General features: G+C 56.8%; 14 protein-coding genes. 12 read left to right on the top strand and 2 right to left on the bottom strand.

The features are described 5' to 3' along the window. Window positions 1-28 precede the first annotated feature (28 nt). On the top strand, window positions 29-634 hold the full coding sequence (locus ACT3TC_RS14375) for a 1-acyl-sn-glycerol-3-phosphate acyltransferase (protein WP_140398993.1): 606 nt from the start codon (window positions 29-31) through the stop codon (window positions 632-634). A 32-nt stretch (window positions 635-666) separates the two neighbouring features. Here ACT3TC_RS14375 and ACT3TC_RS14370 read toward each other — a convergent pair whose 3' ends face one another. Together ACT3TC_RS14370 and ACT3TC_RS14365 are read right to left on the bottom strand one after the other, a co-directional pair. Beyond that, window positions 667-1,947 carry an HlyC/CorC family transporter gene (locus tag ACT3TC_RS14370; RefSeq protein ID WP_172118542.1) on the bottom strand — a complete coding sequence of 427 codons (1,281 nt, stop codon included), beginning with the start codon at window positions 1,945-1,947 and terminating at the stop codon, window positions 667-669. Between the two features lie 87 nt (window positions 1,948-2,034). Then, window positions 2,035-2,832, bottom strand: coding sequence for a cytochrome C assembly family protein (locus ACT3TC_RS14365; RefSeq protein ID WP_444640481.1), 798 nt, complete (start codon window positions 2,830-2,832; stop codon window positions 2,035-2,037). A 211-nt stretch (window positions 2,833-3,043) separates the two neighbouring features. On the opposite strand from ACT3TC_RS14365, the gene ffh reads away from it, so the two are divergent. The 11 genes from ffh to ACT3TC_RS14310 all read left to right on the top strand — a co-directional run bounded on the left by ffh (window position 3,044) and on the right by ACT3TC_RS14310 (window position 14,163). Next, complete coding sequence (gene ffh, locus ACT3TC_RS14360; RefSeq protein WP_444640479.1) at window positions 3,044-4,471, top strand: signal recognition particle protein; 1,428 nt, start codon at window positions 3,044-3,046, stop codon at window positions 4,469-4,471. A gap of 296 nt (window positions 4,472-4,767) precedes the next feature. Then, window positions 4,768-5,016: a 30S ribosomal protein S16 gene (gene rpsP / locus ACT3TC_RS14355; RefSeq protein ID WP_009724081.1), complete on the top strand. Its 249-nt coding sequence runs from the start codon at window positions 4,768-4,770 to the stop codon at window positions 5,014-5,016. Window positions 5,017-5,061: 45 nt separating this feature from the next. Further along, window positions 5,062-5,607 (top strand): ribosome maturation factor RimM, encoded by a 546-nt coding sequence (gene rimM, locus ACT3TC_RS14350; protein ID WP_444640478.1) that lies wholly within the window; start codon window positions 5,062-5,064, stop codon window positions 5,605-5,607. A gap of 62 nt (window positions 5,608-5,669) precedes the next feature. Beyond that, on the top strand, window positions 5,670-6,431 hold the full coding sequence (gene trmD / locus ACT3TC_RS14345) for a tRNA (guanosine(37)-N1)-methyltransferase TrmD (protein ID WP_444640514.1): 762 nt from the start codon (window positions 5,670-5,672) through the stop codon (window positions 6,429-6,431). 191 nt (window positions 6,432-6,622) lie between these two features. Next, window positions 6,623-6,979 carry a 50S ribosomal protein L19 gene (rplS, locus tag ACT3TC_RS14340; RefSeq protein WP_087110090.1) on the top strand — a complete coding sequence of 119 codons (357 nt, stop codon included), beginning with the start codon at window positions 6,623-6,625 and terminating at the stop codon, window positions 6,977-6,979. 138 nt (window positions 6,980-7,117) lie between these two features. Then, window positions 7,118-7,999, top strand: a complete 882-nt coding sequence (gene xerD / locus ACT3TC_RS14335; protein WP_444640476.1) for a site-specific tyrosine recombinase XerD — start codon at window positions 7,118-7,120, stop codon at window positions 7,997-7,999. Beyond that, window positions 7,974-8,765: a DsbC family protein gene (locus ACT3TC_RS14330; protein ID WP_444640474.1), complete on the top strand. Its 792-nt coding sequence runs from the start codon at window positions 7,974-7,976 to the stop codon at window positions 8,763-8,765. Before xerD ends, ACT3TC_RS14330 begins: the two co-directional genes overlap by 26 nt. A gap of 181 nt (window positions 8,766-8,946) precedes the next feature. Then, complete coding sequence (locus ACT3TC_RS14325; RefSeq protein ID WP_172118532.1) at window positions 8,947-10,263, top strand: homoserine dehydrogenase; 1,317 nt, start codon at window positions 8,947-8,949, stop codon at window positions 10,261-10,263. Between the two features lie 6 nt (window positions 10,264-10,269). After that, on the top strand, window positions 10,270-11,658 hold the full coding sequence (thrC, locus tag ACT3TC_RS14320; RefSeq protein ID WP_444640472.1) for a threonine synthase: 1,389 nt from the start codon (window positions 10,270-10,272) through the stop codon (window positions 11,656-11,658). 63 nt (window positions 11,659-11,721) lie between these two features. Further along, window positions 11,722-13,476 carry a single-stranded-DNA-specific exonuclease RecJ gene (locus ACT3TC_RS14315; protein WP_193055418.1) on the top strand — a complete coding sequence of 585 codons (1,755 nt, stop codon included), beginning with the start codon at window positions 11,722-11,724 and terminating at the stop codon, window positions 13,474-13,476. A gap of 69 nt (window positions 13,477-13,545) precedes the next feature. After that, window positions 13,546-14,163, top strand: a complete 618-nt coding sequence (locus ACT3TC_RS14310) for a YitT family protein (protein WP_444640470.1) — start codon at window positions 13,546-13,548, stop codon at window positions 14,161-14,163. The last annotated feature ends 68 nt before the right edge of the window (window positions 14,164-14,231 follow it).

Here is a 14,231-nt window from a genome sequence, read left to right as displayed (position 1 = left end):
AGTGCTGCGTAGCCTGATTTATCTGGCTATGCGACTTTGCTATCGCTTGCATGTGCATGGGCGTTATCACCTCCCCAAACGCGGCGGTGCGCTGGTTGTGTGCAACCACGTAAGCTTTATGGATGCTCTGGTCCTGGGGGGCGGCAGCCCTCGGCCACTGCGTTTTGTTATGGATCAGCCAATTTTCGATTCGCCCTGGCTCAAGTGGTGGTTTCAGCTTGTCGGCGCTATTCCCATTGAGTCCGAGCGGCGTAGCCCCGGCGCCTTGCGGCGTACGCTGGATGAAGTGAGCCAGGCACTGCGCCGAGGGGAAGTCGTTATGGTATTTCCGGAAGGGCGGTTAACGCCAGACGGTGATATCCATACCTTCAGGCGTGGGCTGGAAACTATTCTGGCACGCGATAATGTGCCGGTGATTCCTGCCGGGCTGGCAGGCTTGTGGGGCTCCTGGACATCACACTACAACGGTAAAGCGCTGAAAAAGTGGCCAAGCCGCTTTAGGGCGCCGGTTAGCCTGCATTTTGGCCCACCCATTAATGTGCAAGAGGTGGATGGGGTTACGCTGCGTGGCTATTTGGAAACGCGGGTGCGAGCGCTAAAAGTGGCCGCCGATAAAGATATTGACGCGCGCTAACGCGCTACCTGTTCATGTTGTCCCAAGTGCTGTCAGGGCTGGCGTCTTGGAAGACGCACGTTTTGCCAGCAGCGGGCAGAGGTGATCAGGTTGTCGCGGATCTCCAGTATTTCCATACGGATATTGTTAATTTGCAGGCTGGCGGGGCCTTCGGGGAACGCTTCAAGGTGCTCTAAAATCAACCCGTTCAGGGTCTTGGGACCATCGGTTGGTAAGTGCCACCCCAGCATTTTATTAATTTCACGGATGTTGGCCGTGCCCTCAATGACATGGCTGCCGTCGTCCTGCTGATGAATCTCTTCATCTTCCGATACGTCCGTGGTGAACTCGCCAACGATCTCTTCCAGAATATCTTCAAGCGTTACCAACCCTTCGACATCGCCATACTCATCTACCACGATGCCGATACGCCGCTTCTGCTTTTGAAAGTTAAGCAGCTGGGTATGGAGCGGTGTGGACTCAGGAATAAAGTAGGGTTCGCGTGCTTCCTGGACAATGGCCGCCTTGGTTACTTCGTCGCGGGATAAGAAGCGCGCGGCATTGCGCAAGTGCAGCATGCCGATGATGTTATTGATATCGCCTTTATATACCGGTAAGCGGGTGTGCTGGCTGGTACGAATTTGGGTCAGAATATCTTCCAGCGAGTCGTCCAGATCTATCCCCAGCACTTCATGGCGCGGCACCATAATGTCGTTGACCGTGACATTCTCAAGGTCCAGGATCGACAGCAGCATGGCCCGGTGGCGGTAGGGAATCAGCGTGCCGGCCTCATGCACCACGGTACGCAGCTCGTCGCGGGTAAGGTTGTCGCCGCCATTCTCCACGCTTTTCACGCCCAGTAGGCGCAGTAGGCCGTTCGAGATCATATTCACCAGCCACACCAGCGGATAAAGCAGCTTCAAAAGCGGCTCCAGCGCCATAGAGCTGGGGTAGGCAATACGCTCAGGTTTAATCGCCGCGTAGGTTTTGGGGGTAACCTCGGAAAAAATTAAAATGGTAATCGTTAAAATGGCAGTAGAAATCGCCGGACCTGATACTTCGCCGAAAAAGTGAATAGCGATGATGGTCGCAATGGATGCCGCAAGGTTATTGACGAAATTGTTGCCGATTAGAATGACGCCAATCAAGCGGTCAGGGCGGGTAAGCAGGCGCATGACCCGTTTGGCGCGCCGATCACCGCTGTTGGCCTGATGGCTCAGGCGGTAACGATTAATCGACATCATGCCGGTTTCAGAGCTGGAGAAAAAAGCCGATAGCAGTACTAGTAAGCCAAGAAGGCCGAATAGTAATCCCAAGGGGAAGTCGTCGCTCAAGTCGAAAATTCCTTTATGCCGTATCAAGCACGGTTTGTAGAAGCTAGAAAAAGGTGTGTCAAGACAGCCATAGCCGTGTATATGGGCTTAGCGATTGAGCAGTATCTCAAGCACAAACTTACTGCCAAAGTAGGCCAGTATCAAAAGCGTGCAACCACCCAGCGTCCACCGTACTGCACGCATACCGCGCCAACCGAAGCGATAGCGGCCAATCAGTAGGGTTGTGAAAATAACCCACGCCCCTAGCGAGAGAACGGTTTTATGTAATAAATGCTGGGCAAAAATATTATCAAGAAAGATAAAGCCGCTCACAATCGAGAGCGTTAGTAGCAAAATGCCCGCCCAGACCAACTCAAACAGGACGCGTTCCATCGTGGTTAGCGGAGGAAGCGACTGCACGATGCCGCGAATATGGTGATGGCGCAGCGCCTGGTTTTGTAATCCCACCAGGATTGCCTGTATCGCTGCAATTGCGAGCATGGCAAACGCCAGCGCGGAGCTAATGGCATGCAGTAGAATGCCGGGTGTCAGGCCCGTGTGGCTAGTGTGGCTGGGGAGCCAGGTGGCGGTAATCAGCGCGACACCCGCTAAAGGAAAGAGAACGATGCCGACGTTAAGCACTGGCTTGAAAAGGCTCGCTATCAACAGCACATTAACGGCGACCGCCATGAAAAGCGTCGCGCTGGTGGTAAATCCAGGCAGGAGGCCTGGGGATTGCCCCATCAGTTGGACGACCACCGGGATATGGAGCAATAGGCCCAAGGCGCCCAGCAGGCGCACCATGCCTTGGCGTGGCGGCACGCGGCGAAAAAGGGTCATGCCCTGCCAAGTGGCAGCAGCAACATAGAGCACAAAAGCGATCGTGGCGAAAGGCAGCGCCTGCATGATGCTATATCCGTGCGCGCATTTCGCGCGTTGCAGTAAAAAACAGTTAAGTTAACGTGTACCGACTACTATAACCAATCAAAGCAGTATCGCACAGCCATCGTTAGCCCGCGCGGACAGTCATGGAGACTCAAGGCGTGAGCGCGTATAATCCATGTACATCAGTCTAGGGGCGTAGGCCCGGCGACAGCGACGGAGGCAGAGAGGCCCCATGTTTCAGAATCTCAGTGAGCGTCTTTCCCAGACGTTGAAGTCGATTAAAGGTCAGGCGCGCCTGACCGACGACAATATCAAAGATACCCTGCGCGAAGTGCGCAAAGCGCTGCTTGAAGCCGACGTAGCGCTGCCGGTCGTCAAGGCCTTTATCGAACGCGTTCGCGAGCGGGCGGTTGGGCAGGAGGTGTCCAAGAGCCTGTCGCCCGGCCAGCAGTTCGTCAAAATCGTCCAGCAGGAGCTGGAAGCCATTATGGGCGAGGCCAACGAAGGCCTAACCCTCAAAGGCTCGCCAGCCGTTGTGTTGATGGCCGGTTTGCAAGGGGCGGGTAAAACCACGTCGGTAGCCAAACTTGCCCGCTACCTGCGCGAGCGCGAGAAGAAAAAAGTCCTGGTGGTGTCGGCTGACGTTTATCGTCCGGCAGCCATCGACCAGTTGGAGACGCTGGCCAAAGAGGTCGAAGTTGACTTCTTCCCGTCGCGCTCTGACCAACAGCCTGTTGATATTGCCGAAGCGGCGATTAAGCACGCCAAAATCCAGTTCCACGATGTAGTGCTGGTAGATACCGCGGGTCGCTTGGCAATTGATGAAGCCATGATGGCGGAGATCCAGGCGCTGCATAAAGCGATCTCACCGCAAGAAACGCTGTTTGTCGTCGATGCGATGACTGGCCAGGATGCGGTTAATACCGCAAAAGCGTTTCACGATGCGCTGCCGCTGACCGGGGTTATTTTAACCAAGGCCGACGGCGATGCGCGTGGCGGTGCGGCGTTGTCGGTACGTCATATTACCGGCAAGCCCATCAAGTTTATGGGGGTGGGCGAGAAAGTTGACGCTCTGGAGCCCTTCCACCCGGATCGTGTGGCATCACGCATCCTCGGCATGGGCGACATGCTGTCGCTGATTGAGGAAGCCGAGCGCACGGTTGATAAAGACAAAGCTACCAAGCTTGCCAGCAAGGTCAAAAAAGGCGATGGCTTTGATCTGGAAGACTTCCGCGACCAGTTGCAGCAGCTCAAAAAGATGGGCGGCATGGGTGGTCTTCTGGGCAAACTGCCTGGCATGGGGCAAATGGCCGAAATGGCTCAAGGCCCAGGCCCTGAAAAGGAGCTGGGTAAGCTTGAAGCGCTGATCAACTCCATGACGCCCAAGGAGCGCCGCGCGCCGGATATCATCAACGGCTCGCGCAAGCGCAGGATTGCCGCCGGTGCTGGCCTGCAGGTGCCCGACCTGAACCGTCTGCTCAAGCAGCACAAGCAGATGCAGAAGATGATGAAGAAAGCGGGCAAGAAAGGCGGCATGCAGAAAATGATGCGCGGCATGTCCGGCATGATGGGCGGCGGCGGAGGTCCTGGCGGCCCAGGTGGAATGGGCGGCATGGGCGGTGGCGGTATGGGTGGCCCCGGTGGCCTGCCTTGGCGCTAAGCACATTAGTTTAGGCGCTGCGGCGACGTCGGTAAGGTTGACGGCCTGTGAGTTTTCTGGCTGTCAGGCTTTCCAATCAGGGCGCATTTGCGTAGAATGCGGCCTCTTCATGCGTGGGTGTTGGCAAAATATGCGTAAGCATTGCCGTAACATCTGGTTGTGAAGGCCTAAAATGGTACAAAGCAGCCACTTATCTTCAAGTGAGCCGCGTATCAAGAAAACAGTATGATGAGTGTTCTGGTGGCGGTTTGCGCTATTTTCCACTCTCGTAACCTCAACCGAAGGATAGTTATCGTATGGTTACCATTCGTTTGGCACGTGGTGGCGCCAAGAAGCGTCCCTTTTATCACCTGACTGTGACTGACTCGCGTAACGCCCGTGACGGCCGTTTCATCGAGCGTATCGGCTTCTTCAACCCGGTTGCTCGTGGTCAGGAAGAGCGTCTGCGCGTTGATCTAGAACGTGTTACTCACTGGCAGAGCCAAGGCGCCCAGCTGTCTGGTCGTGTTGCTGAGCTGGTTAAAGAAGCGCGTAAACAGGCGTAAGTCTGTTCACGGTAGAGTCTGGACTGCTGTACGTTGAGGTCGTCGATGACGCGTTTTGAAACAAGCCAAACTGACGACACGCATGTGGTGTTAGGCAAGCTGACTAGCCCCCGCGGGGTGCAGGGTTGGCTCAAGGTGTATTCTTACACCAGCCCCATGGACAGCATTTTGGATTATCCCGAATGGTGGGTGCGCCAAGGGGAAACCCTGATGCGAATGACCATTGTTCAGGGACGTCGGCAAGGTAAAGGCCTTGTTGTGCAGATTAAAGGCGTAGATGACCGCAATGCCGCTGAAGCACTGGCGCAAGCGGATATTTTACTGCCCAAAGATGCACTGCCTACACTGGCAGCCGATGAGTATTACTGGCATGAGCTTGAAGGCTTGGCTGTCTTCACTCAAGCCGGCGAGCGGTTAGGACGGGTAAGCTACCTGTTTGAAACCGGCGCCAACGATGTCATGGTGGTTCGCGGCGATGACGACGCGATCGACAAACGCGAGCGGCTACTCCCGTTTTTGCCTGATGACGTGATTGTCGAAATCAGCCTTGAAGATGGCCGTATGGTCGTTAACTGGGACCCTGAGTTTTGATCAATGACGAAGCGGCCGATATGCAAACAGCGGTGCTTGGCAATGATGTGGATACGCCCGCTATGTGGATCGGCGTAGTATCGTTGTTTCCTGAAATGTTCGATGCACTCACCCAGCAGGGCGTAGTGGGCCGGGCGATAGAGAAGCAACGTATTGCCCTAGAGTTTTGGAACCCGCGAGATTACGCCACCGACCGCCATCGCAGTGTGGATGATCGCCCTTATGGCGGCGGCCCGGGTATGTTGATGAAAGTCGATACACTCCGTGGCGCTATCCACGATGCCCGTGAACGGGCACATCAAGCCACCGGCCAGGTGCCTACGGTGATTTACCTTTCGCCCCAGGGGCGTAAGCTTGATCAAAAAGGCGCTCAGGCATTAGCCGCTGCTGGCCCCCTTGTGGTGGTGGCAGGGCGCTATGAAGGGATTGATGAGCGTGTGGTGGAGAGTGACATCGATGAAGAGTGGTCGATTGGCGACTATGTGCTGAGCGGCGGTGAGCTGCCCGCCATGGTGCTGATTGACGCAGCGGCGAGGTTGGTTCCCGGTGTATTGGGGCATCAGGACTCCGCTATCGAAGACTCGTTTAATGACGGTCTTTTGGACTGCCCGCACTATACCCGTCCAGAAAATATCGACGGGCGCCAGGTGCCGGATGTGCTGCTAAGCGGTAATCATGCAGCCATCAAGCGCTGGCGGTTGAAGCAGTCGTTAGGCCGCACATGGCAGCGCCGTCCCGATCTGTTAGAAGGGCGCGCGCTTAATGCTGAGCAACAGCAGTTGCTGAACGAGTTTATCGAGGAACACGCTCTGTCTGCCAAGTAGGTTATTTTCAACGACCTGGTGCAGAGCGGCGGTGCAGGACGGAAAGGGCACGTCGTCTACATATTGACGGCAAGCCTACGGACCTGTGTCACCCATAACGACTCCCGTATGGCTCGATTCGAGCGCCGGGATCACGGTTTGCCCCTTCCACAACTGAGTGGCAAACCATTCCGTTATTTAGGAGTATGAAGATGAGCAGCAAGAACAAGGTGATCCAGGCGATCGAAAACGAGCAGATGGGCAAAGAGATTCCTTCTTTTGCGCCGGGCGACACCATTATCGTTCAAGTAAAAGTTAAGGAAGGCACCCGCGAGCGTCTGCAGGCGTTTGAAGGTGTGGTTATTGCCAAGCGTAACCGTGGTCTGAACTCCGCTTTCACCGTACGTAAAATTTCTCACGGTGTTGGCGTTGAGCGTACTTTCCAGACCTACAGCCCGCTGGTTGACTCTCTTGAAGTCAAGCGTCGTGGTGACGTGCGTCAAGCCAAGCTGTACTACCTGCGTGAGCGTAGCGGTAAGTCAGCACGTATCAAAGAAAAGCTGTCCTAAGCGACGCTTTCTCGGGCGCGCACTGTTCTTGACGTACGTCTTGGGCACGTGTCGCACCGGATACCAGAACCCCGTCACCGCTTTGCGGGGCGGGGTTTTGTTTATGTGTTCATATACTCAGCAGGAGACGATTAACGTATGAGCGTCATTGATGCTTTCCTGGACGCCCTTTGGTTAGAGCAAGGCGCCAGTGATCATACGTTAGCCGCCTATCGGCGCGATTTAACCGCGTGGCAGCACTATCTGGTAGCAGAAGGTGAGGATATATTGTCTCCCACGGGGCAGCGGCTTCCCGTATGGTTGGATGCCCGCCGAGAGCAAGGCTACCAGTTGCGAAGCAATGCCCGGTTGTTATCGAGCCTCAGAAGTTTTTATCGCTGGGCGCGCTTACACGGGCATGTGGTTAGCGACCCGCTGGTGGATGTTAAGCTTCCCAGAGTGCAGCCAGGCCTGCCCAATACGCTGGAAGAGGCGGAGGTCGAGCGCCTGCTGATGGCGCCTGATGTTGATACGCCGCTGGGCGTGCGCGACCGCACCATGCTGGAGCTGCTGTATGCCTGTGGGCTGCGCGTATCGGAGCTTGTATCGTTGACCGGCGATGCGGTGAACCTGCGCCAAAATGTGGTGCGTGTGCGCGGTAAGGGGGATAAAGACCGCTTGGTGCCCATGGGGGAAGAAGCAGCAGATTGGCTTGCGCACTATATGAAGACGGCCAGACCTGCGCTGATGAGCGACCCGACCAGGTCAGCGCTTTTCCCAGGGCGCCATGATAAAGCCATGACGCGACAGACCTTCTGGCACCGTATAAAAGCGCATGCCATCACGGCTGGTATCTCGCGTCCGCTGTCTCCGCATACGCTGCGGCATGCTTTTGCGACACATTTATTGAATCATGGGGCCAATTTACGGGTCGTACAGCTGCTGTTAGGCCACAGCGATTTATCTACGACTCAAATTTATACGCATGTTGCCCAAGCCCGCTTGGAGCATTTACATGCAGAACACCATCCGCGAGGTTGAAGATAGAATGCGTCAACGTACGGTTACTCCTTCTTTACGCACGGCATTACTCACGCTCGCCATCGCAAGCGTTTTGCCGGTCGCCGCTCACGCAGATGCCGTCACGCAACGACTGAGTGAGTCGCTGAGCGTTAATGGTCAGCCGATACCGGTTGAGCACGTAACGACGACCCCGATGGAAGGCATTTACCACGTGCGTCTGGAAAGCGGCGAGTCGTTCTACACCAATGCCGATGGCAGCCACTTTTTGGTGGGTGATCTTTTCGAAAATGCCGAGACGGGGCTGGTCAATTTAACCGAGCAGTCCAAAAATCAGGAGCGAGTTGCGGCACTGGCAAGCATCCCCGAGTCTGAGCGCGTTGTGTATCGCGGTGTCGATGAGCCAAAAGCCACCGTGGTAGTATTTACCGACCCCACTTGCCCCTACTGTGAGCGTCTTCACGAAGCCGTGCCTGAGCTTAATGAGCGCGGGATTGCGGTACACTATTTAGCATTCCCACGGGCGGGTATGGGCAGCGATGCGGCGACCTCCATGCAGCAAGCGTGGTGTTCGGATAATCGTAGTGAAGCGATGACCCGTGCCCAGCAGCGCCAGCCACTATCGGGTCCTTCGGATTGCGATAACCCGGTGGCTGAACAGTATGAGCTGGGTATGGCGCTGGGTGTACAGGGCACGCCCGCGATTATTCTGCCCGATGGCCAAATGGTACCAGGCTATGTACCGCCAGAAAGGCTTGCCGTCATGTTAGGCTTGGGCGACACCTAAGCCTGATCTGTCAGGCGCTTTGAAGCAGGCGCCTGGCAACAGAAACGTAGCAACAGAAACATAGCAACAGGCACGCCCAACAAGTGCCCACCAATAGAGAGCACCGTTAACGAGCGGTGACGCTGAGACACTGAATTTAAGACCAGGCGCCAAGGGCGCCCACCACGAAAGGGGATGTATTTTGAAACCGGTAAGAGTAGGCATTTGTGGGCTAGGCACGGTTGGCGGCGGCACGTTCAATGTATTGACGCGCAACGCTGATGATATTGCACGCCGTGCAGGCCGCCCTATTGTGATTGAGCAGGTGGCTCATCGCAGTATTCACCCTGACTGCGATATTACCGGTATTAACGCAACCACCGATGTTTTCGAGGTGGCAACTAACCCTAACGTTGATGTGCTGGTCGAGCTAATTGGCGGCTATGACATGGCGCGTGAATTGGTACTCACCGCGATTGCCAATGGCAAACACGTGGTTACTGCCAACAAGGCGTTGATTGCTGTTCACGGTAATGAAATCTTCAAGGCGGCTCATGAAAAGGGCGTTATTGTCGCCTTTGAAGCCGCCGTTGCAGGCGGTATTCCGGTTATCAAATCGCTGCGTGAAGGCTTGGGTGCTAACCGCATTGAGTGGGTGGCAGGCATCATTAACGGCACCGGCAACTTTATTCTGACGCACATGCGTGACGAAGGCCGAGCCTTTGAAGACGTGCTTGCCGAAGCGCAGGCACTGGGTTACGCCGAAGCCGACCCCACGTTTGACGTGGAAGGTATCGATGCGGCGCACAAGCTGACCATTCTGGCCTCGATTGCCTACGGCGTGCCGCTTCAGTTTGAAAGAGCCTTCACCGAAGGTATTTCACGGATTACCGCTGAAGATGTCGAGCAGGCCGATAACCTGGGCTACGTTATTAAGCACTTGGGTATTTCCAAGCGTACCGACCAGGGGCTTGAGCTACGCGTTCACCCCACGTTGATCCCCAAAGAGCGTTTGCTAGCCAATGTGCATGGCGTCAAAAATGCCATTGCCATCATGGGTGACGCGGTAGGCCCCACGCTTTACTACGGTGCCGGTGCGGGTGCTGAACCAACGGCTTCCGCCGTGGTTGCTGATGTGTTGGATGTGGCTCGTGATATTACAACTGCCCACCACTATCGCGTGCCCTATTTGGCGTTCAGCGGTATTGATGAAGATGTCAGCCAACTGCCGATTATGCCGATGGAAGACATCATTACGGCGTATTATCTGCGCCTGTTGGCGGTGGATCGCCCTGGTGTACTGGCGCGCGTAGCCACCATTCTTTCGGAGCAGGGCATCTCTATTGAGGCACTGATCCAGAAAGAGGCAACCGAAGGCGAGCTGGTGCCGATTATTCTGCTGACGCACCGCACCAAAGAGAAGCAGATGAACGAAGCAATTCGTGAAATCGAAGCGATGGCCGATATCGCCGGGCCGGTGACACGCATCCGCGTGGAAAGCCTGAGCGAAGGGGAGTAACCCACTATGCGCTATATCAGTACGCGTGGGCAGGCGCCCGCGCTCTCTTTTGAAGAAGTCGTACTAACCGGTATGGCCAGCGACGGCGGCCTTTACGTACCGGAAGAGCTGCCCACCCTCTCGAAAGAAGCGCTGGCCGATATGGCCGGGCTCTCTTACGCCGAGATTGCTTTTCGGGTCATGAAGCCGTTTGTAAACGGCGAGATCGACGACGACACTTTCCGCACCATCGTGACCGACGCGTATTCCACCTTCACTCACGATGCGGTGGTGCCGCTCAAGCAGCTCGACGCCAATCACTTCCTGCTTGAGCAGTTCCATGGCCCGACGCTGGCATTTAAAGACGTCGCGCTACAGCTGCTTGGCCGCCTGTTGGATCACTTTTTGAAAAAGCGTGGCGAACGTGCGGTGATCATGGGCGCCACCTCGGGCGATACCGGGTCAGCGGCGATTGAAGGCTGCCGCCACTGCGACAACCTGGATATCTTTATCCTGCATCCGCACCAGCGGGTGTCCGAAGTGCAGCGCCGCCAGATGACCTCGGTGTTGGCCGATAACGTCTTCAATATTGCTATCGAAGGCAATTTTGACGACGCTCAAGCCATGGTCAAGGCAAGTTTTGCCAATCAGGACTTTCTGAACGGCACGCGCCTGGTGGCGGTCAATTCGATTAACTGGGCGCGCATCATGGCTCAGATCGTTTACTACGTAGCGGCGGGTGTCGCGCTGGGGGCACCGCATCGCGAGGTCAGCTTCTGCGTGCCGTCGGCCAATTTTGGCAACGTGTTTGCGGGCTACATGGCGTACAAAATGGGGCTGCCGGTCAAGCAGTTCATCATTGCCACCAACTCCAACGACATTCTGCACCGCACGTTGGCCGCCAACGACTTTTCCAAGAAGGAACTTGAGGCAACGCTCGCGCCTTCCATGGATATCGTGGTGTCGTCGAACTTCGAGCGTCTTCTGTTTGACGCCTATGAGCGCGATGGTGCGGCCGTGGCGGCACTGCTGGAGCGCTTTCAGCAAGAGCCCACCGCACTTGCCGATGCGCCGCTTGCCAAGCTGCGTGAGAAGTTCTCAAGTTTTAGTGTGGACGATGCGACCATTCTGGACGTCATTCGCGAAGCGCATCATCGTACTGGTGAAATGCTCGACCCGCATACCGCCACGGGCTACCGCGCTGCTGAGCGAGTGCGCGCTGATCACTCAACGCCAATGATAACGCTTGCCACCGCACACCCGGCCAAGTTTGCTGAAGCGGTGGTGAAAGCAGGCTTCCAGGGCGTACCGCTGCCCACGCATATGGATGATTTGCTGGAGCGTGAAGAGCGCTACACGGTATTGCCAGCTGAGCTGAGCGCCGTACAGCAGTTTGTGGCGGATAACCGTCGTTAACACATGATGACTGCTTTGCCAGATGCCAATCCGCCCGTTACACCTCAGCACACCACGCAGCTAATGTTGGAGCCTCGTCCGCTGGACGAGGCTGTCTACGCCCGTGCCCAGGCACAAGGCTTGAGCGAGCTTCAGGCGCGCCTTCTCGCCTCACGGCTGCCCGGCTATCAGGGCGAGCTTGCCCCGCTGGTAACGCCTAGCCTGCGCTATCTGGCTCACCCGGAAAAGCTTGCCGATGGGCGCCGCGCTGCCGAGCGTATTGCTCAGGCGGTTGCGGAGGGTGAATCCATCGGGATTCTGACCGATTACGATGTGGATGGGATTACCTCCCACGTGGTTATTCGCCGCACGCTAGTTGAGCTGTTTGGTGTGCCCGAGCACAAGCTGCATAGCCTGATTGGCCACCGTATTCACGATGGCTACGGGATCAGCTTGCCGTTGGTTGAGCGCACGCTGGCGCTTAAGCCATTCCCGACCCTGGTGATTACCGCCGACTGCGGAAGCAGCGACGAGCCACGTATCGCGCGACTCAAAGCGGCAGGCATTGACGTGGTGGTCAGTGATCACCACGCGTTGCCATTGGAAGGCCCGCCCGTTTCGGCTTACGCCTGCGTAAATCCCACACGTGACGATTGCACTTATCCGGATAAAACCATCGCCGGGTGCATGGTGGCGTGGCTGTTGATGTCGTTGGCACGTGGCGTATTGGTGGAGTGGGGGGCCTTGCCCGAGGCTACGCCCAAACTTTCGCCGTGGCTCTCCTATGTGGCGCTGGGCACCGTGGCGGACTGCGTGTCGCTGGGCGGAAGCCCCGCTAACCGCGCCGTGGTGAGCTATGGATTAACTCTGATCAACCGCATGGACGCCGCCTGCTGGCGCGCCATGGCCGCGCGCTTGGGGGCGGACAGCGTGCCGTTCAACGCCGAAACCCTGGCCTTCCAGATGGGCCCGCGGATCAATGCGCGCTCGCGGCTGGATGACCCTTACGCCGCGCTGCATTTCATGCTGGCCGAGAGCGACGCTGTCGCTAATCGTCAGTTGGAAGTGCTGGATCAGGATAACCAGTCGCGTAAGGCGATTGAGGCTGATATGGCCGAAGAGGCACGGGCGCTGGCCGCCAGTGCGCTGTTAGCCGATGAGCCTGCTGTGGTGGTGTTTCTGGAAGATGGCCACCCCGGCGTTCAAGGCATTGTGGCCTCCCGGCTGGTGCAGTCTTACGGGCGCCCTGCGCTGGTGCTGACGCAGGCGGCGGCACCCAATATGCTCACCGGCTCCGGGCGCTCAATCGATGGCTTGCACCTGCGCGATGCGTTGCAGCGTACTTTTGAGCTGGCCCCAGAGGCGCTGCCACGCTTTGGCGGGCACAGCGGGGCCGCTGGGGTGGGCGTTCCCCGCGAACAGCTGGACGTGTTTAAACAGGCGTTTCTCAAAGCCGTAGCGGAGCTGTTGGAGGGGCGTTCGCTCTATCCCAGGCTATGGACGGACGGCGAGCTTTCTACTGCGCAGCTCTCTCTTGCCACGCTTGAGGAGATCGACGCGCTGGGGCCCTATGGGCGTGAATTTGACGCACCGCTTTTTGAAGGGCGTTTTATCGTCGAAGCGCTGCGCCCAGTGGGTGCCGATGGCGCGCACTTGATGCTTGAGCTCTCCATGGGTGCCATCACCTGTAAAGCAATCTGGTTTCGTGCCTTAACGCCAGGTGAGCTGCCCGCGTTCGCCATCGGCGACACGCTGCACTGCGCTTACAAGCTTAACCGTAACCGCTGGCGGGGGCGGGAGTCGTTGCAGTTGATGGTTGAGCACGCAAGCGCAGTTTAAAACGCTTTCATCAACCCGGTTCATTAACCCTGTTCATCACCCCAGCACACTTCATAAGGGCGTTTAAAAATGCGCGTGGACGATTTACCCAAGGACCCGCACCGCCTCTATGAGGATGTAATGGCGATGCTGCTGGGCACGTTCTTCGTTGCCTTGGGCGTTACCTTTTATACCCAAGCGGTGCTGCTAACTGGCAGCACTGCGGGCTTGGCGCTGCTGCTTAATTACGTGACGCAGTGGGGGTTTGGGCTGTGGTTTTTTGCCATCAACCTGCCGTTTTACTACCTGGCGATCAAGCGTATGGGGTGGAGCTTTACGCTGCGTACCTTTATTGCCATTGGTCTGGTGTCGCTGTTTTCTGAACTAACCCAGCGCTGGGTGCAGTTTGAAAGCGTGCCTTCGCTCTATGCGGCACTCATGGGCGGGGCATTGATGGGCATTGGCATGCTGATGCTGTTTCGCCACCGTACAAGCCTGGGCGGCATCAACATTCTGGCGCTCTACCTGCAGGACCGCCACGGCCTGCGGGCGGGCTATGTGCAGCTAGGCATCGATGGGATGATTTTGCTGGTAGCGCTTACCCAGCTACCGTTAGACCGCGTTGGCTACTCGGTGCTGGGAGCGCTGACGTTGAACTTGATTATCGCCCTTAACCATAAGCCCGGGCGATACATCGGCGTGAGTTAGCGCTCTAGCTAAGCCAGAACCACCAGACGACCAGGGCAATGAGCCCCACGCCCGTCGCGTTAACCAAT

Origin of the sequence: Halomonas sp. AOP27-A1-41 (assembly GCF_052378605.1) — a bacterium.
GTDB classification, from domain to species: Bacteria; Pseudomonadota; Gammaproteobacteria; order Pseudomonadales; family Halomonadaceae; genus Vreelandella; species Vreelandella citrativorans.
This window is presented reverse-complemented; position numbering and strand designations above follow the sequence as displayed.

What these genes read in the sequence shown, in the direction of transcription:
- ACT3TC_RS14375 (WP_140398993.1), top strand. Translation starts at nt 29, where the DNA reads ATGCGACTTTGCTATCGCTTGCATGTGCATGGGCGTTATCACCTCCCC.
- ACT3TC_RS14365 (WP_444640481.1), bottom strand. Translation starts at nt 2,832, where the DNA reads ATGCAGGCGCTGCCTTTCGCCACGATCGCTTTTGTGCTCTATGTTGCT.
- ffh (WP_444640479.1), top strand. Translation starts at nt 3,044, where the DNA reads ATGTTTCAGAATCTCAGTGAGCGTCTTTCCCAGACGTTGAAGTCGATT.
- rpsP (WP_009724081.1), top strand. Translation starts at nt 4,768, where the DNA reads ATGGTTACCATTCGTTTGGCACGTGGTGGCGCCAAGAAGCGTCCCTTT.
- rimM (WP_444640478.1), top strand. Translation starts at nt 5,062, where the DNA reads ATGACGCGTTTTGAAACAAGCCAAACTGACGACACGCATGTGGTGTTA.
- trmD (WP_444640514.1), top strand. Translation starts at nt 5,670, where the DNA reads ATGTGGATCGGCGTAGTATCGTTGTTTCCTGAAATGTTCGATGCACTC.
- rplS (WP_087110090.1), top strand. Translation starts at nt 6,623, where the DNA reads ATGAGCAGCAAGAACAAGGTGATCCAGGCGATCGAAAACGAGCAGATG.
- xerD (WP_444640476.1), top strand. Translation starts at nt 7,118, where the DNA reads ATGAGCGTCATTGATGCTTTCCTGGACGCCCTTTGGTTAGAGCAAGGC.
- ACT3TC_RS14330 (WP_444640474.1), top strand. Translation starts at nt 7,974, where the DNA reads ATGCAGAACACCATCCGCGAGGTTGAAGATAGAATGCGTCAACGTACG.
- thrC (WP_444640472.1), top strand. Translation starts at nt 10,270, where the DNA reads ATGCGCTATATCAGTACGCGTGGGCAGGCGCCCGCGCTCTCTTTTGAA.
- ACT3TC_RS14315 (WP_193055418.1), top strand. Translation starts at nt 11,722, where the DNA reads ATGTTGGAGCCTCGTCCGCTGGACGAGGCTGTCTACGCCCGTGCCCAG.
- ACT3TC_RS14310 (WP_444640470.1), top strand. Translation starts at nt 13,546, where the DNA reads ATGCGCGTGGACGATTTACCCAAGGACCCGCACCGCCTCTATGAGGAT.